This window comes from Exiguobacterium sp. s143 (assembly GCF_018618895.1).
In the GTDB taxonomy this organism is placed as follows: domain Bacteria; phylum Bacillota; class Bacilli; order Exiguobacteriales; family Exiguobacteriaceae; genus Exiguobacterium_A; species Exiguobacterium_A abrahamii.
The window spans coordinates 25,592-49,980 of sequence record NZ_JACSMX010000006.1 but is presented as its reverse complement, the minus strand read 5'-3'; the positions used below and the strand labels follow the sequence as shown (position 1 = coordinate 49,980).

Below are 24,389 nucleotides of genomic sequence, written 5' to 3'. Positions count from 1 at the left end.
AAGCGAGTTGCACTTTTGTGAAACAGGTTGATTTTGAAACTATCTTGTTCTCCTTAAATGGAGCGTTTGTAGAAGGGCACTGTTATAAACCAAAAGGAAGAGGAAATGCTAAAAAAAGCATTTCCTCTTCCTTTTTACTTCAATTTAATTTTCTTTCCAGAACCAGTGCATTAATTAGTGCTCATACTCAAGATTTAACTTCAAAAGGAACCAAGTACTTATTTGCAATACGATCGGAATGGAGATTCGATCCTTCTAAGAGCCGATTACATTCCGCTTCCAGCATTTCATTGCTAAGTTGCGATTCACTAAGCGTAGTTAAAAATAAACGAGCATCCGAAACCAAAGACATAAGGTTCTCATAGGTAAGTGCATGAGAAGCTCCTGCTACAGCAGAACGAGAAGCTTGATTTTTAGGATGTACGCTAACTCTTACACACTCATAACTTGGATATTCGGTTGTAAACCACTCAGCAGCTACTAAAAGCTGTCCGTGCTCACTCTTTGTTAAAGCATTTTTTTCCTTTTTCCGGCTTTTCGCTTCTATTACAAGTCCTACTTGATTTGGCAACAGCCAGAGGACATCTGGACCTTCGCCACTAAAATCATGTCGCTCTGATATAAATCCTAACATAGAAGCAAGGTCGCAAAGAGCTTGTTCAAATTGATTAGCTGATGCGTCCTTGTGGAGATTCGCTACAACCTCTTCAAAATTTTGTAGAAATCCTTGACGAAGGCGGTAATCTCCTATTTTACGAGCAATGGCTTTAGCTTGTGGTTGTGAAACTGACAAAGGACGATACGGAGGGAGAACTCTCGGCCGGATTAAGTTTCTGTTATTGGAAAAGGCTTGACGTTGCAAATCCAAAGCCCTATCCCTATTCCCCCACCTATCTGCTATACGAGCAGCTAATTGCTGGAACCATCCAATCATTTGTATATCCAGGTTGTATTTGTCATCATTGATTAATTGTTCGAGCTTAGAGATCGCTTTATCATGATAACCATCATTCCAAAGGTTTATTACCTTTCGTTCTACTTTAGCTAGAGTAATATATAGATCATTTGTCTCGTCCGCATCAACTTGCTCAGCTAAAGTTTCAGCGTGATATTCAATCCAATCTTTGTCTCGATCAATACTTCTTACGATAGTTTGACCTAAGTCTCTAGCGCTTTCTATTTCTTTACTCACTTCTATGCCCATATCTAACTGAGCTCTAGTTGCACTGGTAAGGAACCGGAAATTTGCGTCTTTTGCTACCCACGATGAAATGTCTCTCCCCATCAATAGGATTACACAATGATCCCCTGCTCCACGAGCTCCTCTGCCAATACCTTGTTCAATTCTTTGCGCTATCATACGCGTAATAGTAGTCCCGCCGTATAAAGCACTTGCTCTAAACAGCTCATAACTTGAGGTTCCTATTGGTAAACCGTTCATAAGAAGTATCCTACAAGAGTCACCAGGCAAATCAATTCCATCGTAGCGATTCGCAAATACAACAGGACCTTTAATTTTTTCTTGCTGTAGTTGGGTAACTAAGCTCTCAACTTCTGTCGAACCTTTTGCTACAGAAGCTACATTAGACCATTCCTTTGCCGCTGTGTCAGATGGGACTAACACAACCGCTCCCACACCTCTTTCACTAGTTGCCCATTCAATAATTCGTTCGCTCTGTTCTTTCTTGAAATCAAAGTCCATTAACTCAGGAATGAGTATCATTCTCTCACTAATACCTGCCAATGAACGAGATTGAAGAGCTCCTTTAACACTTTCGGGATTTGCATCAAAAGTTCGTATAATTTCACTATCATCTGCGATCGTCGCTGACATGTAAATTTTTCTAGGGGCTTCGTAAAAAGTTGGAAATGCATTAACCAAAGGCAAAATAGGTGTAATTGTAAAAGAATCTTTGCTGATAAGAGCATGACATAGATGAAGTTGGTCCCTTAGTAACGGCCACACCAAACCAAAGTTATCTGATTCAGCTTTTAGTTGTTCTCTAACTGCATCTAGTTGATCGTGCCACGCCCAATAGGGTACCTCTAAGATTGAAAAATCAGAGCCCGCCACTATATCTTCCAATGTTCCAAGTCTATCAATGTCCTTAAATGACTTTCTGAAAAGATTAATAAGTTCCAAGTAACGAGAAGGATTTTCTTTCTTTTTTACTTCAAGGGTAAAAGAATCACGAATCACCGAAAAAGCTGCATGGGCATCATCAAGAATGATAGCAGCCACGTTTTGAGGATTTGCTTCCCCCCTAATACCAAACTTACTTTTCCCGTGAAATAACGCTTTGTAAGTCGCCACCATTATGGCTTTCCCGTTAACAAAATCTTCGTCAAGTGGTTTTCCTGAAATATATGGTACAGCAGAGATTCCTAAGTTATCTGCTTTTTCAAGAGTTTGCTGAACCAATTGTGTAGTGGCAGCTAGATAAAGAACTGGTTCACCGGTTTCATTTTGTGTGGATTGAGCCATAAGTAATCCGGTTAAAGTCTTGCCGCCTCCCGTATGTAATTTGATTATTATATCCTGCTCGTTCCTGCGTTCAAACCACTTCTGAAGAATTTCGGTCTGACTAGTATATAAATCATTAATTCCTTCAGGTTTCGGCAATCTCCTAAATATCTCTAATGGATCTATTGATTTAGGTTTTGCTTTCTTTGATTTAAGTTTTTTAAAATCTACCACGATACTCACCCCATTCTTATAAACTGTAAATTTCTTTAAATTAAACAATAAAATAATTGTCTCAAATTTCCAAATAATAAACAAGGAATCTTTTTAATTATTCTCGATAGTATATAGAATCGTTCGTAAAAGTACACTTTTACGAACATATGAAAAATAACTTCTGACATATCAAAATAACGTCCGAAAAACTATTAAACTACTTTACGGACGTTCTCCTATTTGCATATACTTTTACGAACATAATTCAGGTATAATGAGTGAAGAAAATCGTTTTCGAGGTGAATTATGGAAAATCGTAAATTTGGATACATACGGGTCAGCAGTAAAGATCAAAATGAAGGTCGCCAACTAGAGGCCATGAAAAAAATCGGCATCAACGAACGAGACATTTATCTCGACAAACAGAGTGGCAAGAATTTCGAGCGAGCAAATTATCAGTTACTCAAACGGATCATCCGAAAAGGAGATGTGTTGTGTATTCATTCACTCGATCGATTTGGTCGGAATAAAGAAGAAATCCTTCAAGAGTGGAACGATCTAACAAAAAATATCGAAGCTGACATCATCGTATTAGATATGCCATTACTCGATACTACTCAATATAAAGACAGCATGGGGACGTTCATTGCAGATCTAGTATTGCAGATCCTTTCTTGGATGGCTGAGGAGGAAAGACAACGTATTCGTAAACGACAACGGGAAGGCATCGACTTAGCCTTACAGAATGGTGTTCAGTTCGGAAGACCAAAGGTTTTAGTGTCAGACGAGTTCAGAGAAGTGTATTGGAAATGGAAACGCAAAGAAATAACGGCCGTCAAAGCCATGCAAGAAGCCGGAGTCAAAAAGACAAGCTTTTATAAATTAGTAACAATCCTTGAAAAAGAAGAAAAAGATACTGTACACATTTAGTGATAATTTCTTGAAGATCCTCTTTGGTTGAAACCAAGAGGGTCTTTTAGTTTTCATACACGCAATAATCTTATATTAAACGACCGTTTTATATAAAAAAGCAATGAAAATTCTTAGGAGAATTTCATTGCTTTCATATTATGGACTTAGAAAAGACAAGTCGCTATCTTTCCGTTCATCATCCATTAATTTTCAGTTGGGTTTGTAAAAAGTGTTCAGTTGACATCACATCCGCATACATGCCATGTAAAGCGCCGACGAACGAATAGTGAACCTGTTCAGCTGAAACGACCTTGCCATCATATGATAGATCTTTAGTCGCGCAAGCATCCTCAATCAATGTTGTTTCATAGCCTAAATCAACTGCCGCACGAACAGTCGCATCAATACACATATGTGTCATCATACCGACCACGACTAACTTAGTGATTTGCTTCTTCGCTAACTGCTCTCCTAATTCTGTTTGAAGGAAACTATTCGCGAACTGCTTGATAACGAGCGTTTCATTTTCTAACGGTTGGACGAGCTCGTGGATTTCAACGCCTTCCGTATCTGGAAGAAAGAATCCCATGTCCGGACTACTGGCTACATGTTGAACGTGGAAAATGTTTTCCTTATTATTTTTTCTAAACCAATCCAGGATTTTAGCGGCATTCTTTGCTGCTCGATCGGGATTAACAAGCTCCATTTTTCCATTTGCAAAGTAATCTTTTTGAATATCTACAATAATTAAAGCTGTATCCATATCTTCACCTCATTTATAATTTTCCTTACACATTAATCATAAAGAGAGACTCAATATTAATCGATAAGCTGATGAATCGTTTCTGCTTCATATCATTTCACCATGAAAGGAATTTAACATGGAACTCAATAATATCGACTATCAAATCCTTCAGATTCTATCAGAAAATTCAAGGATTCAATGGAAGGACATTGGAAAACAAATTCATATGACGGGTCAGGCGGTTGGCAACCGGATTAAAAAGCTGGAGGATCAAGGTATTATTCAATCCTATTCTTTGATCATTGATGAACTTAAGTTAGGCTTTTCTTACACAGCTTTCGTCATCATTTATATGAAAACATCTAATCATGGACAGTTCATTCGTTTTTTGAACGGATGTCCAGAAGTGGTGGAAGCGCATCGTGTATCCGGTGAGGGTTGCTATCACTTAAAAATAAAAGTTACTTCGCAAGAACAATTGAATGTATTGTTAAATTCCATTCTTGAGCATGGCAATTACACGCTTTACCTCTCGATAAATGAAATTAAGCGACGTTTCTCCCCGCTTGATCATGTCTAATGTGCTTCGTTCTGCGCCATATAAAAAACTCGAGTTGAATTGACTCCTCAAAAAGAATGACATGAAAGATATCAAAAAGGCTAAGGTTCTTAGATACTAAAGAACCTTAGCCTTTTTTTGTCTTATTTCTTTTCGCTGACACGATAACCCATATAGTCAGCAGTCCGTTAACTGTTCTGATTCAATTCGCCCCACCTGCACATTTCTTGGATGATTGGCCAAAGTGTTCGGCCTCTCTCTGTCAGACTGTACTCCACCTTTGGAGGAATTTGTGGGTACTCTTGACGATGAATCAATCCATCTCGCTCCATCTCTTTTAAAGCAGAGCTTAATGTACGATACGTGATGGTACCAATCATACGTTGTAGTTCGTTGTAACGAACTGGCTCGTTATTTGACAAGTAATAGATAATCAACAATTTCCATTTCCCGTTGATGAGAGAAAGCGTATACCCGAAAAATGTTTCTTGATTATCAGCTACATTCCCTTTTGAAGTTTTCATAGTAACACTATCCTTTCTGATAGTATATGCAAAAAAAGTGCATACTTGTCTGTTTTCTTATACTGACCATATACTAAATTTCATAGCGAGTAAACAGAATCAAGCTTTTTTCTATCCGACAACACGAAGGGGATCAAACGACTCATAGGATAGATATTACCTACTCAATAAAAAATCAGCTATTAACAAAGGAGTGCTTTAACAATGACGAAATTAAAAAAAGCTGCAATTCTAACCACACTCACATTGAGCGGTGTATTAGCAGCTTGCGGACCTTCACAAACTGAAAAAACTAATCCATCACAACCGAAAAAACAGGACGTGGTGGTCCAACAAATTCGAAATGCGACCGTGACAGTAGAGTACAAAGGACAAAAATTCTTGGTAGATCCCATGTTTTCTAAAAAGGGCGAATTTGATTCGTTCGGTCCCGCTACAAGGGATGATCGGAATCCAATAGTCGACCTTCCATTCTCTGTCGATAAGATTATGGATGACGTAGACGCTGTCATCGTTACCCACACGCATGAGGATCACTTTGATCAGGCAGCAAAAGAACAACTTCCAAAAGACATCAAAATGTTCATGCAAGATAAAAAAGATGCAGATATGGCACGAAAAGCAGGCTTTACAAATATCGAAGTCATGAAAGAAGGCAAAGCGACGACCTTTAAAGGCGTCAAACTGACGGAAGTAGATGGTCGTCATGGCTACGGAGAGATGGCAAAGAAAATGGGAAATGTCATGGGCGTTATCTTTCAGCATCCAAAAGAAAAAACTTTATATGTAGCAGGTGATACCGTTTGGTATTCGGAAGTGAAAAAAAATATCGATACGTATAAACCAGAGATTTTTATTTTGAACGGAGGACAGAATCAATTCCTAGAAGGTGGTCCATTGATCATGGGAAAAGAAGATGTCTATAAGGTGTACAAAGCCGCTCCAAAAGCCAAAATCCTAGTCAGTCATATGGAAGCCGTAAACCACTGGGGACTCTCGAGAAAAGAATTGAAGACATTCATTAAAGGTAAAGACATCACATCCAATGTCCTTGTTCCGGATGATGGGGAAACAACTTCATTTTGATTTTATGACCGTATAACACAGTTTTCAATACTATCTTGAATAACAGAAAGGATTCATCCTGCATATCAAACAACTAGAACGATGAATCATAGAGGTGAAATCATGAAAAAATTCGATCTATCCGTTTTATCGATTGCTCCGTTAAGACAAGGAGAAACAATGAAAAAAGGAATAGATACTGTAGTTGCACTGGCTAAAGCTGTTGATACGATGGGATACAAACGTATTTGGATTGCAGAACATCACAATCATGATGCCTATGCCAGTGCTGCAACTGTATCGATCGTACAGCATTTGTTAGCGAATACAAAACGTATTCGTGTAGGTTCCGGTGGCGTCATGTTACCGAACCATTCTCCTTTAGTCGTCGCAGAGCAATTCGGAACACTGGAAACACTATTTCCTGAACGTGTCGATTTAGCATTGGGACGTGCTCCAGGAACTGATCAACAAACGGCAGATGTGATTCGACGTTCTAATCATAAAGGAGTCTTTTTCTTTGAGAAAGAAGTTCAAGAGATTTTACGGTATGTAGGAACAGAAGAGGAACAAGGCGATGTCCGGGCATACCCTGGGCTTGGTACACATGTGCCAGTCTTCATTCTAGGATCGTCTACTGGATCCGCTGAAATTGCAGCCCGACTAGGATTGCCTTATGCTTTCGGTGCGCAATTTTCTCCAGAAACGATGGAAGAAGCGCTTAACATCTATCGTCAAAGTTTCAGACCTTCGAAACATCTAAAAGAGCCTTATGTATTGGCTGCCATCAATATCATTGCTGCTGATTCAATGGAAGAAGCCTCTTTGATTGCCTCCAGCCACTTGCAGGTGTATATCGATATTTATACCAATAATCTCAGCCAACTCATCCCACCAAAGAAGGATTTCCTTGAATCCTTATCTCAGTATGAGCTAGAAATCCTGCATTATAAGTTAGGGTATACGATCATGGGAGATGCAGAGACGGTTCGTCGAGAAGTTATCGAGTTTCAAGAGAAGTATGAGGTAGACGAAATCATTGCCTTATCAAACATCTATGACAGTAAAAAAGAAATACAATCATACAACATCTTTAAACAAGTAAGCGATTCCTTAAACAACGAAATAAAATAATACTGAAAAGAAGTCAGCGAAAACTAAGTTGAGCAGAGATTGTCCATTCGTAAACGTTGTACAAAACTGATGGTTCTTTCATCAAATCTAAAGACCAAAAAATAGTTGGAATAAAGGAGAAGACCGTATCGATTATCTATGATATTTCTGAATAAAACCCCTTTATCATTCCTTCTATGCTGGAGGAGTAAACGACTAGAGAAGCTTTCGAAATCATCAAAAAAAACATATAATGACTAACACTTTTTTTGCCCGCAATGGATCCAACCATTGCGGGCTTCTTTTTCTTCCTTGGATTTGGATACATCCATCCTCTATTCGCTTGGGTTTTATTTACTAAGAGAAAAACGAATTCGTTTTTCGTCCATAATATCGAAAGAAGATTTTTCTGGTTTATCTTCTGATGAAAAATAAATATTGATCCTCTCATAAATTTAGCTACTAATAAATCTGAGGTCTTTTTTGACTATATTTTGCTTAAGCTTGGTTGAAGTTGATAAAAAATACATACATGGGAGTGATATGATTGTCTAAAAGGGATATCTATTCCTTAAATACAGCCTAGCATATAAATTTATTAAAGAAAAAAACTTATAAATTGATATGATTTCTCCTGAAGATTGTATTAAAATCCTCATACTATAATTTGAAATATACAACTACAATGACTTTAATATCTAGACTATGATGTATATAAAACGACCGTTTTATATAACATCTTCACCTTCTCGAAATTAAGGAAACTAAGTCTTATCATCTGCGTAAATTAATGTATAAAATTGAAAGGAAGAACTTGTATGAAATTATCAGCAATAATTGCTTTAATTATTTCATTACCAGCAGTAATCATTTCCGGAATGTCTCTTTTATCAAAAACTAACTTCGAAAGTATTTTTTTAACTCATGATCAGATATTAAAGAAGCGTTACTTAAAGATGGGCGAACTAGCTTTTTCTATAACCTACTTAGCAACTTTCATTTATGTATTATGGATAGTATTTGTATTTAAATTAAATTATGAATCTATAGATAAGACAAAAATTATACTTATAGCCATGAGTATCTTTTTCATTGCTTGGATTCTTCTAATTTTGTACAGTAATTTTTTAGCCAATCTTTTAGTTAAAAATAAAACTATGTATAAAGTTTTTTTGGAAGGTCTAGGAGAGGTATACATTTTAAAAATGTTAAACCATGAAACGTGTATTTGTTCTAAAGATGCCCACGCAAACTTAAATAACCTAAAGAATCAAATATATCTAGTAAGGATCGAAGATTTAATTAAATTACCTCTTACACAAGAAATAGTTTCACTTCCTTCACAAAGCTTTTATCAGAAATTATTCAGTTGAGACCTATAATGCCAATAGCTTTTATACGACTATTCTGTTCGAGAATGATTGGCTCATAAAAAAGGGAAGGAACGCTCTTTTAGCGTTTCCTCCCTTTTCCGTTTTTTCGCTATTCTTTCATTCCACTATCAATCCAAGTATTGAAATCACTCTTTACTAGGTTAGCGTGATAATATGTACCATGATTTGAGTCGTATCCGCTCTTCCAGTATGCTTCTTCAGTGCTCCCCGTTTCTTTTATGTAATTAGAATAAAAAACAGAAGATAAAACAATTGGATCGACACCATTTTTGTTGCCTAGGTCTGCGAGTTTTGAGGCCACTGACACAGATTCCCCAATCCAAACCATATTATTAATCCCAGAATTTTTCCGACCTGCTTTAACAGTAAGAGTATAACCTATATTCAAACCAATACCCGCTCTAATTGTTGGAAGTTCTCTTTCACTTAGCAACTTGTTCAACATTTTAAGGTATGTGTTGATATAAAAAGCTCTTTCAGCTATATCGATTGTATCTTGGCGAAAGGGTGTTGAGTAAATTGCATATACACAGTCCCCCCTGATCCCAATTTCCTTTAAATCCTCTTTATCTGTGCCTTTTTTTAAGATTTCAATAATTTCAGAAGTGAATCCTCTAATCACTTTAGAAATTTCTACATCATCGTGTTCAGAAAATAGAGTTGTAGAATCTCTTAAATCTACAAAAATAGCGGATGCCCAGGCTTTGTACCCATTTGTATAGGTGAAGTCTTCATTTCTTGGAAATCTCGTTACTTCATTTACTTCATCTGTATTATCTAAAATGTCTTCAACTTCTTTTTTTCTATTTTTGTAATCATAGTCCGTAAAGTTCAGCATTAGATTCCTCCTAGTTTCAACATTATTATGCCAATTACATAGAGTATGAGTATGCCTGCAATGCCAATGAACGTATGGCGGATTCCTTTTTTATAAAATTTGTACTTAGAAGAACATATTTTCGCATTTATGTATACTTGAGATAATAGGTCCTCAACCTCCTCTTCCTCAGTCTCTTCAAGCATTTTTTTCTAAATTCGAAATATTTTTTATCGTCTGCTGACTCGAAATAATATAACGAATCCTCCCGAGTTCCTTCTTTAAATAGCAATAAATCGCTTTTCATCATTGGTATTAGAACTCTTATTAAACAATATGCGCCGTAGGCAAACAGCCCCCAACAATACAGAAAAGCAGCCAAGTATATAAAATTGCTAAAGTTTATGTTCTGTAGTGTTTTAGACAGAATTTGATTTAATATAGATATGGAATGCTCTGCGATAAATATGCTTAGAAACACTCCTACACCTGCAATGACGATTGATGCTTTTGTATCGCAACTTTTAATCCAGTCTAAATGCCTGTCTAACCGTTGCGTTAAATCTTCTTTGTTTAGTTTTTTTAATTCATTCAAGTGATTCCCTCCATTGATTCTTTGAGTTATTATTTCTCTAGTCGCGCTCTTCAATCTATTCTTTTCTCGGCCAAAAAAGGATCAACGTGTTGATACTGTAAAAGTAACGATGCGTTGATCCTCTCCAAAAATTTAATCTAAACGTTTTTCAGCGATTTTGTAAATCTCATCTTTATCCCTTTTTCCAATCGCAACAATCTGAATGATTTGGAGCTTACCTTCTGCTTCTCTAAAGACAACACGTAACCCCATTTTTCTGTTTTTCAACTTATTACAATGAGACAAGTTTCCACTAAGTGGCTGTCCTGCTGCCATTCCTACAGAAATGATTCGGTTCAATGCTTTGTCTACGAATATCTTTTGGCTACCGTCGAGGTTATCGTAATCTTCTTTGGAATACTGCGTCCACTCAAGCTGATACAATGATTACTCCCACCCATCCATTTCATCAATAGTCGTTGGATGAGTTCCTTGTTCTCCACGGACTTCTGAATCAGTATAGGTGCGGACATTTTTATTGGATAGTCGCATCTCAACTGTCAAATCGTCCAATCGACTGTACAATTCTTCAATTTCTTTGTTGAGCGACTCATATTGTTGCTGAGTGAGCATGACGCCCGCAACTTTCTCACGGTTAAAGACATAAACGCCGGCTGCTTCACGATCTGCTCTTTGGAACGCTTCCATCGGTGACCGTTTCACATCGGATATTGAAGTGGTTGGAATATCGAGTATTCTCATCCCCATTTCGTTCCCTCCTTCTATTTACTCTATCATACACCTTTTAAAAGTCTTTTAAAAGACTTTTAAAAGTACCAATGTAATTTTAGTAATCTATACAACTTTACAAGTACAGATTTATATTCTAGCAGTAATATATAGAAGGACAAAATAGTCCTTTTATTATCAATGAACAAGGTTTATAGAATAGTATAGTGCTCATAATAAATGATGAAGAAATGTCACCAAGGCTACTAGTCCAGTAAGTAATACTGAGAACACTTTATCTGGAAAGTAACGATCGAGAACGATGGTTAATCATTAAAATGATCTTGGGCATATAAATGGAATTCGTAGAGTTTTTAAGTACTTATATACATTCCTCATATTCAATCTAGATAAAAAAAGGTATGTCTCTTGTGGTTACAAGAAACATACCTGTTACTAAAACATACTTTTCAAGCCATTCTTAATCGTTTTCTCCTTTTAACTGGAGCTCTTTGGTTGCTTTTTAGACTTACGACCATGTAGGAAATAGTAGAGTATGAGAGTGAACGCCATCAAAATCGCTAGGAATGCATACATGTTCGAATATCCTAGTATTGGAATAACGAAGCCTAACCCATAAGGACCAAGACCATTACCTAGATCCATAAAGATCATGAATGTGGACATAGCTAGACCTACGTTTTGAGCTTTGGCCGAGCTCACTGCAATCGCCTGAGTGATTGAGGAGATATTGCCAAAACCTAGTCCTACAAACAATCCTGCTAATAAAATCATCCAACCACTGCTACTAAGGCTCAACATCGCTAGACCTAATAAGAATAGGATTAAAGCTGGATACATGATGACATTAGCGCCATGAAGGTCGGCAATTTTTCCTGTGAAAGGTCTTGAAGCGATTACTGAAACTGTATAGATGATAAAGAAATAACTCGCCGCTGTCACAAGATTGATCTCATTCGCATATAGGTTAATATACGTGACAACTCCCGAAAATGAGAAAGCACTTAAAAAGATGATGAACGCTATTGGTAATGCATCTTTGTCGAGTAAGTTTTTTATTGAAAAGCTTTTCTCATTTTTTATAGACGGAACATGGATCCCTAATAACACTATTACACTGAGAACCGCAAAAAGTAAGCTGATATAGAAGATGTTCATGTAGTTAGCACCTTGAGTGACAGAAATACCAAGGAACGGTCCGAATCCTGTAGCTAAGGCGGTGCTTAAGGCGAAGTAGCTGATCCCTTCACTTCGACGATCTTTTGGTACGACCAATGCTATGATCGTTCCGACGATGGTGGTTGTAATCCCTGTCATTAAACCGTTCAAAAGTCGAACGGCGATCAACATACTTTCGTTTATTTGAATGAAATAAAGAAGGATGGTCATTAAATAGATGACCATACTCACGATAAATACCTTTTTAGTGATCTGGACAAATCCTGTAACGATTCTTCCTATCAATGCCCCCACTATGAATATCCCGGCTATAAATCCCATCATTGTATTCGAAGAGTTGAATTCATTTTGTATATAGGTTAATATGGTCGAACACAGCAAAAAGTATATTAGGATTTAGGAAAAAATTAAAAAAAAGTAGGCAACACATATCGTTGCCTACTTTAATAATATGTCATTACCGTTCTCTAATCTTTCCTCGAATTTATGCTTGTACTGTTTGCTCAAATTGCGGCAAATGTTCTTTGTGCGCTTCTAACATTTCATCTAAAATGACTTTTGCTACTTTATCGGAAGGGACCAGTGGATTAATCGTCATGGCGAGTAGAGCAGTATCATAGTTTCCTGTAACTGCTGCTTCCGCCCCTATCCGTTCGAATGACTTAATTTGCTGAACGAGACCTCTTACCGCAACCGGTAGATCTCCATTAATGATCGGTTTCGGTCCTTCTTTTGTGATAATGCAACTGACTTCGACAGCAGAGTCGTTTGGAATGCTGGCGATTGCTCCGTTATTGATCGTGTTAACAGGTTGGATATCTCGTTTATCGTTATAAATGGAAGCTATCAATCGAACTGCTGCGTCACTGTAATAGGCTCCACCCCGCTCTTCCAATTGCAGTGGTTTAGTCGTCAGATTCGGATCCTTGTACAGTTCAAACAATTCCTCTTCAAGTTTTTTCACGACCTCAGCTCTAGTTGTTCCTTCTTTAAAATTCTTCAGCTCTTTTTGCAGCATTTCGTCCTTTTTATAATAGTAAAGATGATATGGACAAGTCAGGACGTTTAAAGAGCGGATAAATTCTGGCTCCCAACCCTGCCCTTCTACGTTTTTGACGAAGCTGTTGTTTTCCGGCGATGTCAGAAGCTCGATCACATGTTTTTTGACGCTAGTCCCATCCAAGTAGACATCCAATCCGTATACCATATGGTTCAATCCAGCAAAATCGATACGAATGCGGGAAGGATCCACACCCAATAACTTAGCCACGCCCATTTCGATTCCAATCGGAACATTACATAAGCCGACAACCTTTTTATGGGTAGTATATCTGAGAACCGCTTCCGTCACCATGCCTGCAGGGTTTGTGAAGTTGATCAGCCATGCATCCGGACATTGCTCTTGAATATCTTTAACAATGTCCAAAATGACCGGAATTGTACGCAGTCCCTTAAGAAGTCCACCCGGTCCATTGGTTTCTTGACCCAACACACCATGACTTAAAGGTATTCTTTCGTCTTTGGCACGAGCCTCCAGCAATCCTACACGGAATTGGGTGGTAACAAAATCCGCATCCTTCAGGGCTGCTTTTCTGTCGAGTGTGAGATGGATCTCAATCGAAAGTCCTGCTTTTTCAATCATTCTTTTTGCTAGATTTCCGACAATCTCGAGCTTCCCTTTTCCTTCCTCTATATCAACCAGCCATAGCTCCTTTACTGGAAGTTCCTCATATCTTTTAATAAAACCTTCTACCAATTCGGGTGTGTAGCTTGAACCTCCACCAATCGTTACGATCTTAAGACCTTCACTCATGCATAACCCCTCCTATGATTTTTCTACTTTGCACCTTTAACTTTACAGAAGAAAAAAAGATGCGATAGGGGTTTGAACATGTTTGACCGATTTACCGTGGAAAGGCATTTGTTTCATGCAAGTAACACTGTGTTTTAATTTTATCGTACACTAACTATAAAGTAAGTGTGTGTAAAGGAGGATACGCATTTGTTTACAAACGAAGTGATTTCGACCTTCAATGATCTTGAAATGAGACTCTATAAGTATGTGATACAGAATAAAGAACAAGTTGTCTACATGCGCATCCGCGATCTTGCGGATAAAACTCATGTATCTACTTCCACAATCATGCGGTTTTGCAGAAAACTAAAATGCGAGGGCTTTTCGGAGTTTAAGGTAAAGCTGAAGTTTTTGCTTGATAAAAAGAGTGACATACAAATCAAAAGCGGACAATACATCTTAGCGGAGTTTTTTGAACGGACTCAAAATAAAGCCTTCACTTCTAAACTAGAAGACGCAGCAAACCTGATTAACTCGGCTACTAGTATTTACTTTATTGGGATTGGCAATTCGGGCACTTTAGCAGAGTACGGCGCCCGATACTTTTCAGGTCTTGGTAAGTTTTCGATATACTTAAAAGATTGGTATACCCCTGTACACGCCAATCTTAGTAACAGCATTATAATTGCTTTATCTGTTTCCGGAGAAAACTCATTTATCTTGTCCCATATTCATAAACTCAAAGAAAATGGTGGAAAGGTTTTAAGTATTACAAACAATGAGCAATCTTCTATCGCTAAAGTATCAGATATGAATATCTCATATTACGTGACCGAAGAATTTTTTCAAGAAAGCAATATTACGACACAAATTCCAGTGGTTTTTATAGTAGAGGAACTAGCGCGTCGCATATATAGCATAAATAGTACGCAGAATTAAGTTTTATGAGATTAGCTAGTTATACAATTTAAATATGCTATACTTGTTATCACGTTCTCAACAAAAGGAGGTAGCTGATTAGCTACCTCCTTTTGTTTATTCTATTAAAGACGTTTATTGTCGTCCCGATCTAAATCTGATCTAGTATCAGTTCCTTCGTCAATATCTGCTTCCTCACGTCGTACTGTTTCAGAAACTGTTTCTGTATCTCGCACTTTTCGCTTTCCGACGACGATTTCTTCAGAAACCACATCTTCTTTTGAGACGACTACTCGTTCTTCTGAAAGTGGTACGTGAATGGAGTCGTTTTCATCGACGAATGCTTCTGTTCCTGACGTATTTTGATCAACTTTACGCCGCTCAACATAAACCTCTTCACGCTCAACTGGTACTTCAATCGATTGTTCATCTTCAACTACATGTTTGCTGACATTTACTTCTCCTGTTTGTACTCTCTCTTTATCTACATTCAATCGCTCCTCATGCAAGCGAAGACGTTCTTCCTCTGTGTCACTATTCATTCCAGTAACACCCGATCGATCCGTCCCTGAATTATGGTCATATCCTTGGGTCCGGTTTACATCTGCAAGATGATCATTATGATCTCGATTTGATTCTACCCCAGTACGATCATATTGATTTTCATCTTCTCCAGTGAACTGATTAAAACTTTGATTGTGTTTCTCGTAAGAATCACCATAATCGCTATCTACATATAAAACTAATTTCCCATTCTCTACTTGACGACGGTATTCTTCTGATTCATCATGTGTTAATCCCATTCCTCTGAAGGCTTCCGTAGAAGAATCATCTGAAAATGCAGCCATGAATTTCCCCATAAATCCTTGGTTTTGCTGTTCGCCAGCAGTTTCCACATTAACGTTTGTTTGATTCTCAACCATAGAGAAGGAATGTTTATCTTGAGCTACGACATACATGTCTCTTTCGTCATATCCTTGCGCTTTTAATTCGTTTACTTTACTTAGAACTTCCGCCTGGGTATTAAATACTTGGATAAATGTGTTCTCTTTTTTACTCATTTTTCTTCCTCCTTTTAATACATTCTACGGAAACTGATCATCTGCTGGTAAAAAACAATACTACAGTCCAACATCTCAAATTTCTCCTACTTTTTAAATTTCCCCTACTTTTTTTCACCTTAAACATGAACGATTTTTACATCTTTTAAAGGGTTTTTAACTCTCTTTGTAACTGTTTTTCTTATAAGATCGCCTTTGACACTAGGTGATTTTATGAATTTTATAAGGTATGGATGCAAAAAAATTCTTCCTTTTAAGCATCAATTAAGCACTACTTATCTTTTTTTCTTTATTCATATTCTCAGGAGTAGAGCTTCATTATCATTTTGTCTCAGGTCTGATTCATGATTTAATGCATTAGACTTCTATTTACTTACCTATCTTTTATGAACTGTTTTTTCTTCTTGATTCATGTAATTACTAAATCCTCGATCGCTAGAAACAACAAAAACTCTTCCTTCAACCAAGATTCATTATTCAATTTTCGAACTAAGACAACTCCATCCTTGAATATTGATTTGATTTTCGTACGCGGTATACTAGTACGTGTATATGCCTAAACGACTAATAGAATACTATTAGTTACTTTTAAGTATTAAAGGAGAGTGTTATGCAAAAAGTATATAATATTGGTGTTGAAGCTACTCTTGCATGGTCAAATTCGTACAAGTGAATTTCGACGATTGATTCCTGCTACTTCGCAAAAGATGCTTACAAGTAAATTGCGTGAACTAGAACAATCTGGATTAATCCATCAGCAAGTTTTTAATCAAGTTCCTCCTCGAGTAGAGTATTCATTGACACCATATGGGGAGAAAATGGAACCAGTTCTGAATATGCTCTGCACTTGGGGTGAAAGTCACATTGAAGTGTTACAAGATAAAGGTGGAGATGTCATTTTAAATCAACGGGATGAGGATATCGCATTGCAACAATTTCTATAATAAAAAAGAGAGACCGACTCAATGCGTCAGCCTCTCTATACTTTTTTGCTATTTACAGAGTAAAATCATATTCATCTGGATTGGGTCCAACGCGTTGATCAAGATTTAATTTATTGATCGTCATCATTTCTTCATCTGTTAGATTGAAATCAAAAATATCCGCGTTTTGCTTCATGCGTTCTTTACGTACCGATTTTGGAATTGTAATTACTCCGTTTTGAATATCCCATTTCAAAACAACTTGTGCAATTGTTTTTCCATGGTTTGATGCTATTTTTGAGAGGGTTTCATTCTTCAGAAGTCCTCCTTGCATTAGAGGAGCCCAGGCTTCGAGTTGAATATGGTGCGTTGCACAAAAGTCCCGAAGATTTTCTTGTTGCAATCGTGGATGAAATTCAACTTGATTCAAGACTGGTTTAATCCGCGCAAAAGACAATAAATCTTTTAAATGTCCTGTGTTAAAGTTACATACCCCGATGGCTTTAATTTTACCTTCAATGTATAGATCCTCGAGCGCTCTCCAAGATTCAGTATATTTATCTTTCCCTGGCCAATGAATCAAGTAAAGATCTAAATAATCTAGTCCGAGTTCGTTTAGACTCTCTTCATAAGCTCTCTTAGTTTCATCATAATTTAGTCCATCATTCCACACTTTTGATGTAATGAACAAATCTTCACGCTGTAAATCAGTAGATGCGAGGGCTTGTTTGATTCCCATCCCTACACCTGATTCGTTGCCATAGATAGAGGCAGTATCGATACTTCGATACCCCACTTCAATAGCCTCTTTTACCATTTCAGCAGTAGCATCATTCGCCACTTGAAAAACGCCTAGACCCATACCGGGCATTTTTAGTCCGTTGTTCAACTCGATTGTATCTTGTAAATGTTTAATCATATTTACTCCTCCACTTATGTGTTTGTCTTACTTGCCTATTTAGTATTATTCTTTCTAAATCGAAATAACAGTACGCACTTTTTTGTTTCATAGAAACCTTAAGGTAACTATTATTGTGTACCAAGGATGAATCCAATAAAATTAATAGTGGTTACTTTGAGAATGTCTTTTCATTGTCTTAGAGGTCTAAATTTACAAGGGTTGAGTCACCGGATATGGATTTATTAATTATGCCAACTTTATGAATAGCCTTTTGTATAGCGTCATCTCATTCATTTTTTTAATTAAATAAAAAGAGGATCAACACAGGTACTCTAAAAGTAACCAGATGTTGATCCTCTACAAATATGATCCACATTTTAAATCAGAAATAATGCAAGTTCTTAAAAGTGGTTTGTTTGTACAAATGTTAAAACCAGCCTATGCTACATAAAGCTTTAGTATGTTGAAGAGTTTACCGCTACTTTCTTTATCAAAATAATATGTTTTAAAGGTTACTCGACTTTTGTTAAACCTAGATGTTCTCGAAGTGTCGTTCCTTTGTAGGTGTCTTTAAATAATCCTCTTCTTTGTAACTCAGGAACAATCATGTCTACAAAATCTTCTAAACTTGACGGTAGTGACGGTGGCATCAAGTTGAAGCCATCTGCCACTCCCTCGTTAAACCAAAATTCCATCTGATCCACAATTTCTTCCGGAGTACCAATCAATGTCAGATGTCCCCCTCCGGCTGCTAAATAGCCTAACAGTTCTTTTAGCGTCGGATCTGAATCATCGATGATCTCTAAAATCGTTTGATAGCGTCCAATGGGACCTGAAAATTCTTCAATTGATGGTAAGATCGGAATTTTTGCTTCGAAATCCCATGTGGAGCAGTCCTGCTGCAAAAAGAAACTCAATTGGTTTAACGCATTTTCAATCGGTAATTTTTCATCAAGTTCTGCTTTTTTTGCCAGTGCCTCTTCTCGCGTTTTTCCAACATAGGTCACTAAGCCTGGGTATATCTTAATCTTACGATTTGGTGAATTAGTTTGTTCAATTTGTCTCTGCAGTTTTTCACGAAACACTTTCGCTTGTCTAAAATTCCATGACACAGAATACACGGCGTCCGCATGTTTTGCTGCAAGGGCAATCCCTTGTTCAGAAGCCCCCGCTTGCATCGCTACTGGCTTTCCTTGGGGACTACGCGGCGTAGACAAAGGACCTTTTACCCTAAAATAGGTTCCAGAATGATCGATAGCCTGTATCCGTTCAGGGACAATCAATCGATTAGTTGATCGATCTGCGAGAAAAGCCGCTTGGTCCCACGATAAAAATAGCTTTTCCATCAAACTCGCAAATTCTTCCGCCTTGTTGTACCGTTCATTCCTCGGAGGTAGTGTCTTCATCCCGTGGTTTAACGCTTCCCAATCTGTCATCGACGTCACTAGGTTCCAGCCTACTCGTCCCTTCGTCACATGTTCGAGACTTAGGAGTTGCCTGGCTGCTGTATATGGATTGGAGAACGTACTCGATATCGTGGAGACTAACCCGATATGGTCGGTCACTTGAGAAATAGCCGTTAAATTGACTAAAGGGTCCAACCAAAAGGCAGGTAAATCAGTTGGATTATTAGCCGGAAAGGATTGATTGTCCGCAAAAAATACTGCATCCAAACATCCAGCTTCCGCTATTTGAGCCAAACGCTGATAATAGCGGCTCTCTCCGATCTCTTTAATCGCGGAATCAGGCATTAACCATGCGGCTTGATGATGACCACATCCATATAACAAAACGCCGATATTTAACTGATTTTTATTCGTCATCTGCTGTTCACGAATCCCTTCTCTGACAAGCTGAGAATCTTTTAAAACGCCCGCTTCAATTCATCGTTAACCCACCATCGACCGTTACGTTTTGACCCGTAATCCCAGATGCTGCTTCTGATGCCAGGAAGGCGACCATTTGCGCTACTTCTTCTGGACTCGTCACTCTTTTCAATGGGGTCGATTGGGCAATTAAGTCGAATACTTCAGCGGTTGTCACAGCACTCGCATCTGTTACTTTCAACAATCCACCGGAGACGAGATTCACGTTTATGCCATATTGACCTAGTTCTGCGGCCAGATTGCGAGTAAATCCTATTAAGCCTGCTTTTGCTGTTGTGTATTCATGATAAGGAACGACTGGGTTTTGATAGAGGTTTGTTCCAATGCTGATGATACTACCGCTATGTCGTTCTATAAATTGTGGCAAAATACTTTGAATGATGTGAAACGCTGCTTTAAGTGTTCCATCCAGTTGATTTTGATAATCTTCCCACTCTAAATCGATAAACGATTTTTGCGCAACCGGATCAAATTTGAAGTCTACTAACGCATTATTCACGACAACATCGATTTGACCATAATGTGCTGTTGCGGATTGCATCATGCTCTCGACATCTTCCCGCTTCGTGACATCTGCATACAAGGCAATTGCATTCTCTACTCCCAGTTCGCTCACAAGTTGTTCTGCCGCATCCTTGCTTTTAAAGTAATTGATCACCACTTTAAATCCGTTTTGTACTAACACCCTTGCAATCGTCGCCCCAAGTCCTCGACTACTTCCTGTCACTAATACTGTTCTGCTCATTCTTGTCCACTCCCTCATCCATTTTTGCAACTTAAATAGCGAAGTAGTAAACAAAAAACGCAACTCTCCAAAAGGAAAGTTGCGCACGTCTAAATAATCACATAGCAAAGAACGATATCATCGTCTCCGCTTGTTCATCAGAGTTTACACTTCCCTACGCTAGTACGACCTAGTTCAGGTTCAAAGGGTTTGAGTAGCTACTCATCTCAGTTTATTAACACCCCTAGTGATTCTATTTAAGTTATCTTTACTGTAGTGGTCTTGAAAACCCCTGTCAATGATTCTTCATTTCTAGTATTCTAAGAAGCGAGTAAACGAGGTGAATCATGAGTCCATCACGATTACTCCGATACAGTGACATCCTGTACCAAACGATTCTTTTTAGCATTTTTATCTTTGATGATTCCTTGATACGAAATCGATTCATTTTTCGTATCGACTACTGTGACTTGGAAATCCGAATCATTGATATTAGCGATATGGTATAGCTTTCCCTGCGCAATCATCGTATAGGAGCCATTGAAGCGGTAAGCATGCTGCCCTTCCACTTTATGTTGCTTGACTTGATTCGTCTTAAAGTCATAGGTACTCCATTTGATGCTTTTACTTTTTTCTGAATCAAACGTACCGTAAGCGATCAGTGATTGGCTATTTTCATCAGCATTAAAGTTTCCTTCAGAGGCATACGTATCAAGTGCTTTGATTCGTTTGATGCCTTTGCCGTTATCTAGATAATAAGCGCTATCTTTTTCTACCCCTTCTGCATCATATGCGATTTCACGATAGACAATTCCATAGTCGTTCACTGCCACATAATGACGTTCTTGATTAGTCTTAAGTTGCTTGGATTGAAGCGTCTCTACTTTTCCTTTTGCAAGATTGAGTAATAACACCGTCGATTTTTCCTTTGCTCCATGATCATCCCGTTGGACGTATACGTTCATGCCGTCTTGATGGAAGACACGGATGTCAGCCATTTCACGATCCGGTACCGTTAAACGATGAGAAAGCGTCTTTTTAAACTGTTTCTGTGTACTTCTGTCATAAGAATGATAGTTCAACTGAGATGCCTTTACTTCAATTCCGTATGTTCGCGAGCCCATTTCACTAGTAAATACGTCTTCCTTAGAAAGAAAGCGATAGAAATCAGCAGGGAAGTCTGCAGCATAGCTATTGAACAACCCTGTGATATAGTTCTGCGACTCACTATGAATTTGACCGTCCAATTGGATATTGTATTGAGTAGGCTTGATGTCTCCATTTTCAATCTCGATGTTTACTTTTTTAAGAGCTTCTGCATTTTCTTTTCGTATACTCTCGACTTCATAATCCGATCCTTTAATGCTTGCAGCGTAACCAAAATAACTGAGTAAGGTGACGCCAGCAATGCTTCCTACGATGATCATTTCCTTATATCGTCTCATGACTTCCTCCTTCTAATGATTAAATAGATACTTTATGGTTCAGTAGTCGAACACATTTCCAACTTATATATATAAAATAGATGAGAATAAAGGAAAGATAGACGAATACCTGTTGATTAGGAATGAGAATGCTAGTCAAATCAAATAAGTAACGTAATGCAATGAATGGTACGATCAAGAGCGCTACATCCTTTGCGATCGTCAGCAAAGCTTTCCCTTTTTGATAGGACCGCTCCGTCAAGACGAACAAGAAGACCATCGTGATGACGAAGAGTGCGAGCGCTAGAATGACGAATGTATCGATCACATTGAAGGTATAGAGCATGTTCAACGCAGCTGACTCCCCGATGATTTTGGACGCTGCTTGTAAATGTTCCGGGAGTAACCATTCGTAGAGTCGACGACTTAGAAGAATCGTGATCCACTGGATGCCCATGAAACCACATACAAATACCAATACTGTTGTCAGTTTGGATAAGAGGATTGTGATGCGTTTACCCGGTAGCATCAATAAACGGTAGATGTACTTGGACTCGCCATACCAATCGCGGTACCAAATTTGAAAGGCATATAGAATCGTGAACATGATACCGATGGCAATCATGTACTTGAAGTAGTTGGTCGCATCGCCAAACGTCAAAGGTCCATTCAGTTGATCAACAGCTTCCATTTCCGTAAGTCGCTCTTTTTTCATCAAATCCTCCAGCTTGGATTGATAATGAAGAACCTGATATACGACCGATGTGAGTTCAACAATCACTAACATCGTCAATATCGAAAGGTATAGTTTGAAGCTTCGCTTGATTTCCTCGTTTGATAGCATAAAGAATTTCTTCATGTCTGATAAACCTCCCTCATTCGATCCTGTACTGATTTCCCGTAAAGCTCACGCATCTCTTCCGAGTCATCTTCCTGTATGATGGTCCCGTTCTGAAGAAAAATAACGCGGTCGATGAGATGTTCCACTTCTGCAATCTCATGAGTCGTCATCAAGATGCCCTTCCCTTCCATATAGTGACTAGAGAAGATCCACGCAATTTGTTCTTTCGTAAATAAATCAATCCCAGCCAACGGTTCATCGAGCAGTAAGTAAGGTCGATTCATCGCAAATCCAATCAATAGATTAACCTTTGCTTTATTCCCTTTCGATAAATTGGCGATGCGGTCTGTCGCCATCAGTTTAAAGAACCCCATCAGTTCCTCTGCTACTTGTTGATCCCAATCCGGATAGTAGTCGCGCATATAGGCGACGGCTTCTCCGACGCTCATATAACCAGGCATCGTAGAAAGATCAGGTACGAAAGCGATGCTATCGTGAGTCGTTTTCCCATCCACTTTGATTGTTCCAGCATCTACTGGGACTAAGCCCATGATTGCTTTCAAGATGGTGGACTTCCCTTCCCCATTCAATCCGATGAGACAGGTCAGTTGATTTAACGGGACAGTGAACGATACATCGTTCAACACATTCTTTTTTCGACCATATGACTTTCGTAATCCACGGACTTCAAGCATTTAAATCACTCCTTTTTCGAATGTTGTATTCTTTCTCAAAATTAATGATGACCTCTTCTAATGGAATTTGGATTGCATATATCGAATCCACAAATTGCTTCACTGCATTTTCGAGAAGTTCTGTTCGCGCTCGATCGATGATGGATTGGTCCAGCGTCACCTTACTCGGCACGTTACGGTCAGTTATAATCAACAGTTGATCTTCCAGTTCCTTATACACTTTTTGCGCGGTATTCGGATGAATTTTAAGCTCATTTGCCAGTGCGCGACGCGAAGGGATACTTTCCCCTCTTTTGAATTCGCCCATAACAATACGTTTTTTAAACCAATAAAGTACTTGTAGATAAATCGGGGTACGTTGATCAAAATGCAATAACATCACCTCTCTTAATGAATGTTGTATTAAAACACTAATACACTTTACAACTGTATGATATGGTCAGTACAGTTATAAGTCAATGCTTTTTTATTACTCTTTTTTTATTATTGGATGATTGGCTATAATTTACTTTCTGTTATTCATAGTGATTTACATTCTTCATAAACAGAGTGTTAGCATCAAAAATAAAAAAATCCTTGAATGGAGCCATTCAAGGATTTAAAAAAATAGAGATTCCATGGAATATTCGAATCATTTTATTGCAAACAATTTTTTGATAAGTTATGTATCAGTAATAGAAAAATAAATAGGCTTAAGAAAGAACACTAAGATAAAAAAGAGACAAAAATGACGTTCTATAAAAGAAATCCATAGTTTATAAAAATTACCCTTCTATCTACTTTATCTCAAGTTGAAATGTATAAAATTTTTATTAGAAAAATCGTCATTTTGCGTATAATTGCAGAAAAAGTCATCAAATCCATAAGGAAGTGATGACTTTTATTAAATATCCGTCGTCTATTTTCTCT

22 protein-coding genes, 2 pseudogenes and 1 riboswitch are annotated in these 24,389 nt (G+C 38.0%); of the genes and pseudogenes, 7 read left to right on the top strand and 17 right to left on the bottom strand.

Annotation, left to right across the window (positions count from 1 at the left end; translation table 11 throughout):
- Positions 1-187: 187 nt before the first annotated feature.
- Positions 188-2,782 carry a DEAD/DEAH box helicase family protein gene (locus KNQ03_RS15450; protein WP_251140335.1) on the bottom strand — a complete coding sequence of 865 codons (2,595 nt, stop codon included), beginning with the start codon at positions 2,780-2,782 and terminating at the stop codon, positions 188-190.
- Between the two features lie 204 nt (positions 2,783-2,986).
- Between KNQ03_RS15450 and KNQ03_RS15445 the strand changes: the two genes are divergently transcribed.
- On the top strand, positions 2,987-3,610 hold the full coding sequence (locus tag KNQ03_RS15445) for a recombinase family protein (RefSeq protein ID WP_214725455.1): 624 nt from the start codon (positions 2,987-2,989) through the stop codon (positions 3,608-3,610).
- Between the two features lie 178 nt (positions 3,611-3,788).
- Here KNQ03_RS15445 and KNQ03_RS15440 read toward each other — a convergent pair whose 3' ends face one another.
- Positions 3,789-4,355 (bottom strand): cysteine hydrolase family protein, encoded by a 567-nt coding sequence (locus tag KNQ03_RS15440; protein WP_053451931.1) that lies wholly within the window; start codon positions 4,353-4,355, stop codon positions 3,789-3,791.
- Positions 4,356-4,473: 118 nt separating this feature from the next.
- Between KNQ03_RS15440 and KNQ03_RS15435 the strand changes: the two genes are divergently transcribed.
- Complete coding sequence (locus tag KNQ03_RS15435; RefSeq protein ID WP_053451932.1) at positions 4,474-4,917, top strand: Lrp/AsnC family transcriptional regulator; 444 nt, start codon at positions 4,474-4,476, stop codon at positions 4,915-4,917.
- 167 nt (positions 4,918-5,084) lie between these two features.
- On the opposite strand, the gene KNQ03_RS15430 is transcribed toward KNQ03_RS15435, so the two are convergent.
- Positions 5,085-5,420, bottom strand: a complete 336-nt coding sequence (locus KNQ03_RS15430) for a winged helix-turn-helix transcriptional regulator (RefSeq protein ID WP_053451933.1) — start codon at positions 5,418-5,420, stop codon at positions 5,085-5,087.
- A 321-nt stretch (positions 5,421-5,741) separates the two neighbouring features.
- Here KNQ03_RS15430 and KNQ03_RS15425 point away from each other — a divergent pair, with 321 nt between their 5' ends.
- The 3 genes from KNQ03_RS15425 (at position 5,742) to KNQ03_RS15415 (ending at position 8,971) form a co-directional block, all read left to right on the top strand.
- Positions 5,742-6,506 carry an MBL fold metallo-hydrolase gene (locus tag KNQ03_RS15425; RefSeq protein WP_053451957.1) on the top strand — a complete coding sequence of 255 codons (765 nt, stop codon included), beginning with the start codon at positions 5,742-5,744 and terminating at the stop codon, positions 6,504-6,506.
- A 102-nt stretch (positions 6,507-6,608) separates the two neighbouring features.
- Entirely contained in the window at positions 6,609-7,619 is a 1,011-nt protein-coding gene (locus KNQ03_RS15420; protein WP_053451934.1) for an LLM class flavin-dependent oxidoreductase, read from the top strand.
- Positions 7,620-8,416: 797 nt separating this feature from the next.
- The gene (locus tag KNQ03_RS15415; protein WP_214725453.1) at positions 8,417-8,971 is read left to right on the top strand and encodes a hypothetical protein; all 555 of its coding nucleotides are present in this window, start codon (positions 8,417-8,419) and stop codon (positions 8,969-8,971) included.
- A gap of 109 nt (positions 8,972-9,080) precedes the next feature.
- On the opposite strand, the gene KNQ03_RS15410 is transcribed toward KNQ03_RS15415, so the two are convergent.
- From KNQ03_RS15410 to KNQ03_RS15390, 6 genes and pseudogenes are all read right to left on the bottom strand, one after another.
- Positions 9,081-9,830 (bottom strand): adenylate/guanylate cyclase domain-containing protein, encoded by a 750-nt coding sequence (locus tag KNQ03_RS15410; RefSeq protein WP_214725451.1) that lies wholly within the window; start codon positions 9,828-9,830, stop codon positions 9,081-9,083.
- A pseudogene (locus tag KNQ03_RS17310) lies at positions 9,830-10,404 on the bottom strand (Pycsar system effector family protein). The gene KNQ03_RS15410 and the pseudogene KNQ03_RS17310 overlap by 1 nt, the downstream one beginning before the upstream one ends.
- Before the next feature lie 132 nt (positions 10,405-10,536).
- Complete coding sequence (locus KNQ03_RS15405; protein ID WP_047392518.1) at positions 10,537-10,827, bottom strand: type II toxin-antitoxin system RelE family toxin; 291 nt, start codon at positions 10,825-10,827, stop codon at positions 10,537-10,539.
- 3 nt (positions 10,828-10,830) lie between these two features.
- Positions 10,831-11,151 carry a hypothetical protein gene (locus KNQ03_RS15400; RefSeq protein ID WP_214725449.1) on the bottom strand — a complete coding sequence of 107 codons (321 nt, stop codon included), beginning with the start codon at positions 11,149-11,151 and terminating at the stop codon, positions 10,831-10,833.
- 459 nt (positions 11,152-11,610) lie between these two features.
- Entirely contained in the window at positions 11,611-12,693 is a 1,083-nt protein-coding gene (locus tag KNQ03_RS15395; protein ID WP_214725447.1) for an MFS transporter, read from the bottom strand.
- 103 nt (positions 12,694-12,796) lie between these two features.
- Positions 12,797-14,125 (bottom strand): 6-phospho-beta-glucosidase, encoded by a 1,329-nt coding sequence (locus tag KNQ03_RS15390; RefSeq protein WP_214725445.1) that lies wholly within the window; start codon positions 14,123-14,125, stop codon positions 12,797-12,799.
- Between the two features lie 189 nt (positions 14,126-14,314).
- Here KNQ03_RS15390 and KNQ03_RS15385 point away from each other — a divergent pair, with 189 nt between their 5' ends.
- Positions 14,315-15,046 carry a MurR/RpiR family transcriptional regulator gene (locus KNQ03_RS15385; RefSeq protein ID WP_058266015.1) on the top strand — a complete coding sequence of 244 codons (732 nt, stop codon included), beginning with the start codon at positions 14,315-14,317 and terminating at the stop codon, positions 15,044-15,046.
- A 104-nt stretch (positions 15,047-15,150) separates the two neighbouring features.
- On the opposite strand, the gene KNQ03_RS15380 is transcribed toward KNQ03_RS15385, so the two are convergent.
- Positions 15,151-16,086: a DUF2382 domain-containing protein gene (locus KNQ03_RS15380; protein ID WP_214725443.1), complete on the bottom strand. Its 936-nt coding sequence runs from the start codon at positions 16,084-16,086 to the stop codon at positions 15,151-15,153.
- Between the two features lie 610 nt (positions 16,087-16,696).
- Here KNQ03_RS15380 and KNQ03_RS15375 point away from each other — a divergent pair.
- Positions 16,697-17,030 (top strand): annotated as a pseudogene (locus KNQ03_RS15375) (winged helix-turn-helix transcriptional regulator).
- Between the two features lie 52 nt (positions 17,031-17,082).
- Here the strand turns inward: KNQ03_RS15375 and KNQ03_RS15370 are convergent.
- The 7 genes from KNQ03_RS15370 to KNQ03_RS15340 all read right to left on the bottom strand — a co-directional run bounded on the left by KNQ03_RS15370 (position 17,083) and on the right by KNQ03_RS15340 (position 23,859).
- Positions 17,083-17,928: an aldo/keto reductase gene (locus tag KNQ03_RS15370; protein WP_214725441.1), complete on the bottom strand. Its 846-nt coding sequence runs from the start codon at positions 17,926-17,928 to the stop codon at positions 17,083-17,085.
- Positions 17,929-18,422: 494 nt separating this feature from the next.
- Positions 18,423-19,733, bottom strand: coding sequence for an LLM class flavin-dependent oxidoreductase (locus KNQ03_RS15365; protein WP_214725440.1), 1,311 nt, complete (start codon positions 19,731-19,733; stop codon positions 18,423-18,425).
- Positions 19,734-19,788: 55 nt separating this feature from the next.
- On the bottom strand, positions 19,789-20,541 hold the full coding sequence (locus tag KNQ03_RS15360; RefSeq protein ID WP_214725439.1) for a 3-oxoacyl-ACP reductase: 753 nt from the start codon (positions 20,539-20,541) through the stop codon (positions 19,789-19,791).
- Between the two features lie 134 nt (positions 20,542-20,675).
- A riboswitch (TPP riboswitch) is annotated at positions 20,676-20,776 on the bottom strand.
- Positions 20,777-20,882: 106 nt separating this feature from the next.
- A complete protein-coding gene (locus KNQ03_RS15355; RefSeq protein WP_214725438.1) occupies positions 20,883-21,965 on the bottom strand; it encodes a hypothetical protein in 1,083 nt (360 codons plus the stop codon).
- Between the two features lie 19 nt (positions 21,966-21,984).
- The gene (locus KNQ03_RS15350) at positions 21,985-22,803 is read right to left on the bottom strand and encodes a hypothetical protein (RefSeq protein ID WP_214725437.1); all 819 of its coding nucleotides are present in this window, start codon (positions 22,801-22,803) and stop codon (positions 21,985-21,987) included.
- Complete coding sequence (locus KNQ03_RS15345; RefSeq protein ID WP_214725436.1) at positions 22,800-23,480, bottom strand: ABC transporter ATP-binding protein; 681 nt, start codon at positions 23,478-23,480, stop codon at positions 22,800-22,802. The genes KNQ03_RS15350 and KNQ03_RS15345 overlap by 4 nt, the downstream gene beginning before the upstream one ends.
- Positions 23,473-23,859, bottom strand: coding sequence for a GntR family transcriptional regulator (locus tag KNQ03_RS15340; RefSeq protein WP_214725435.1), 387 nt, complete (start codon positions 23,857-23,859; stop codon positions 23,473-23,475). Before KNQ03_RS15340 ends, KNQ03_RS15345 begins: the two co-directional genes overlap by 8 nt.
- Positions 23,860-24,389 lie beyond the last annotated feature (530 nt).

What these genes read in the sequence shown, in the direction of transcription:
- KNQ03_RS15445 (WP_214725455.1), top strand. Translation starts at nt 2,987, where the DNA reads ATGGAAAATCGTAAATTTGGATACATACGGGTCAGCAGTAAAGATCAA.
- KNQ03_RS15440 (WP_053451931.1), bottom strand. Translation starts at nt 4,355, where the DNA reads ATGGATACAGCTTTAATTATTGTAGATATTCAAAAAGATTACTTTGCA.
- KNQ03_RS15435 (WP_053451932.1), top strand. Translation starts at nt 4,474, where the DNA reads ATGGAACTCAATAATATCGACTATCAAATCCTTCAGATTCTATCAGAA.
- KNQ03_RS15430 (WP_053451933.1), bottom strand. Translation starts at nt 5,420, where the DNA reads ATGAAAACTTCAAAAGGGAATGTAGCTGATAATCAAGAAACATTTTTC.
- KNQ03_RS15420 (WP_053451934.1), top strand. Translation starts at nt 6,609, where the DNA reads ATGAAAAAATTCGATCTATCCGTTTTATCGATTGCTCCGTTAAGACAA.
- KNQ03_RS15415 (WP_214725453.1), top strand. Translation starts at nt 8,417, where the DNA reads ATGAAATTATCAGCAATAATTGCTTTAATTATTTCATTACCAGCAGTA.
- KNQ03_RS15410 (WP_214725451.1), bottom strand. Translation starts at nt 9,830, where the DNA reads ATGCTGAACTTTACGGACTATGATTACAAAAATAGAAAAAAAGAAGTT.
- KNQ03_RS15400 (WP_214725449.1), bottom strand. Translation starts at nt 11,151, where the DNA reads ATGGGGATGAGAATACTCGATATTCCAACCACTTCAATATCCGATGTG.
- KNQ03_RS15390 (WP_214725445.1), bottom strand. Translation starts at nt 14,125, where the DNA reads ATGAGTGAAGGTCTTAAGATCGTAACGATTGGTGGAGGTTCAAGCTAC.
- KNQ03_RS15380 (WP_214725443.1), bottom strand. Translation starts at nt 16,086, where the DNA reads ATGAGTAAAAAAGAGAACACATTTATCCAAGTATTTAATACCCAGGCG.
- KNQ03_RS15370 (WP_214725441.1), bottom strand. Translation starts at nt 17,928, where the DNA reads ATGATTAAACATTTACAAGATACAATCGAGTTGAACAACGGACTAAAA.
- KNQ03_RS15365 (WP_214725440.1), bottom strand. Translation starts at nt 19,733, where the DNA reads ATGACGAATAAAAATCAGTTAAATATCGGCGTTTTGTTATATGGATGT.
- KNQ03_RS15360 (WP_214725439.1), bottom strand. Translation starts at nt 20,541, where the DNA reads ATGAGCAGAACAGTATTAGTGACAGGAAGTAGTCGAGGACTTGGGGCG.
- KNQ03_RS15355 (WP_214725438.1), bottom strand. Translation starts at nt 21,965, where the DNA reads ATGAGACGATATAAGGAAATGATCATCGTAGGAAGCATTGCTGGCGTC.
- KNQ03_RS15350 (WP_214725437.1), bottom strand. Translation starts at nt 22,803, where the DNA reads ATGAAGAAATTCTTTATGCTATCAAACGAGGAAATCAAGCGAAGCTTC.
- KNQ03_RS15345 (WP_214725436.1), bottom strand. Translation starts at nt 23,480, where the DNA reads ATGCTTGAAGTCCGTGGATTACGAAAGTCATATGGTCGAAAAAAGAAT.
- KNQ03_RS15340 (WP_214725435.1), bottom strand. Translation starts at nt 23,859, where the DNA reads ATGTTATTGCATTTTGATCAACGTACCCCGATTTATCTACAAGTACTT.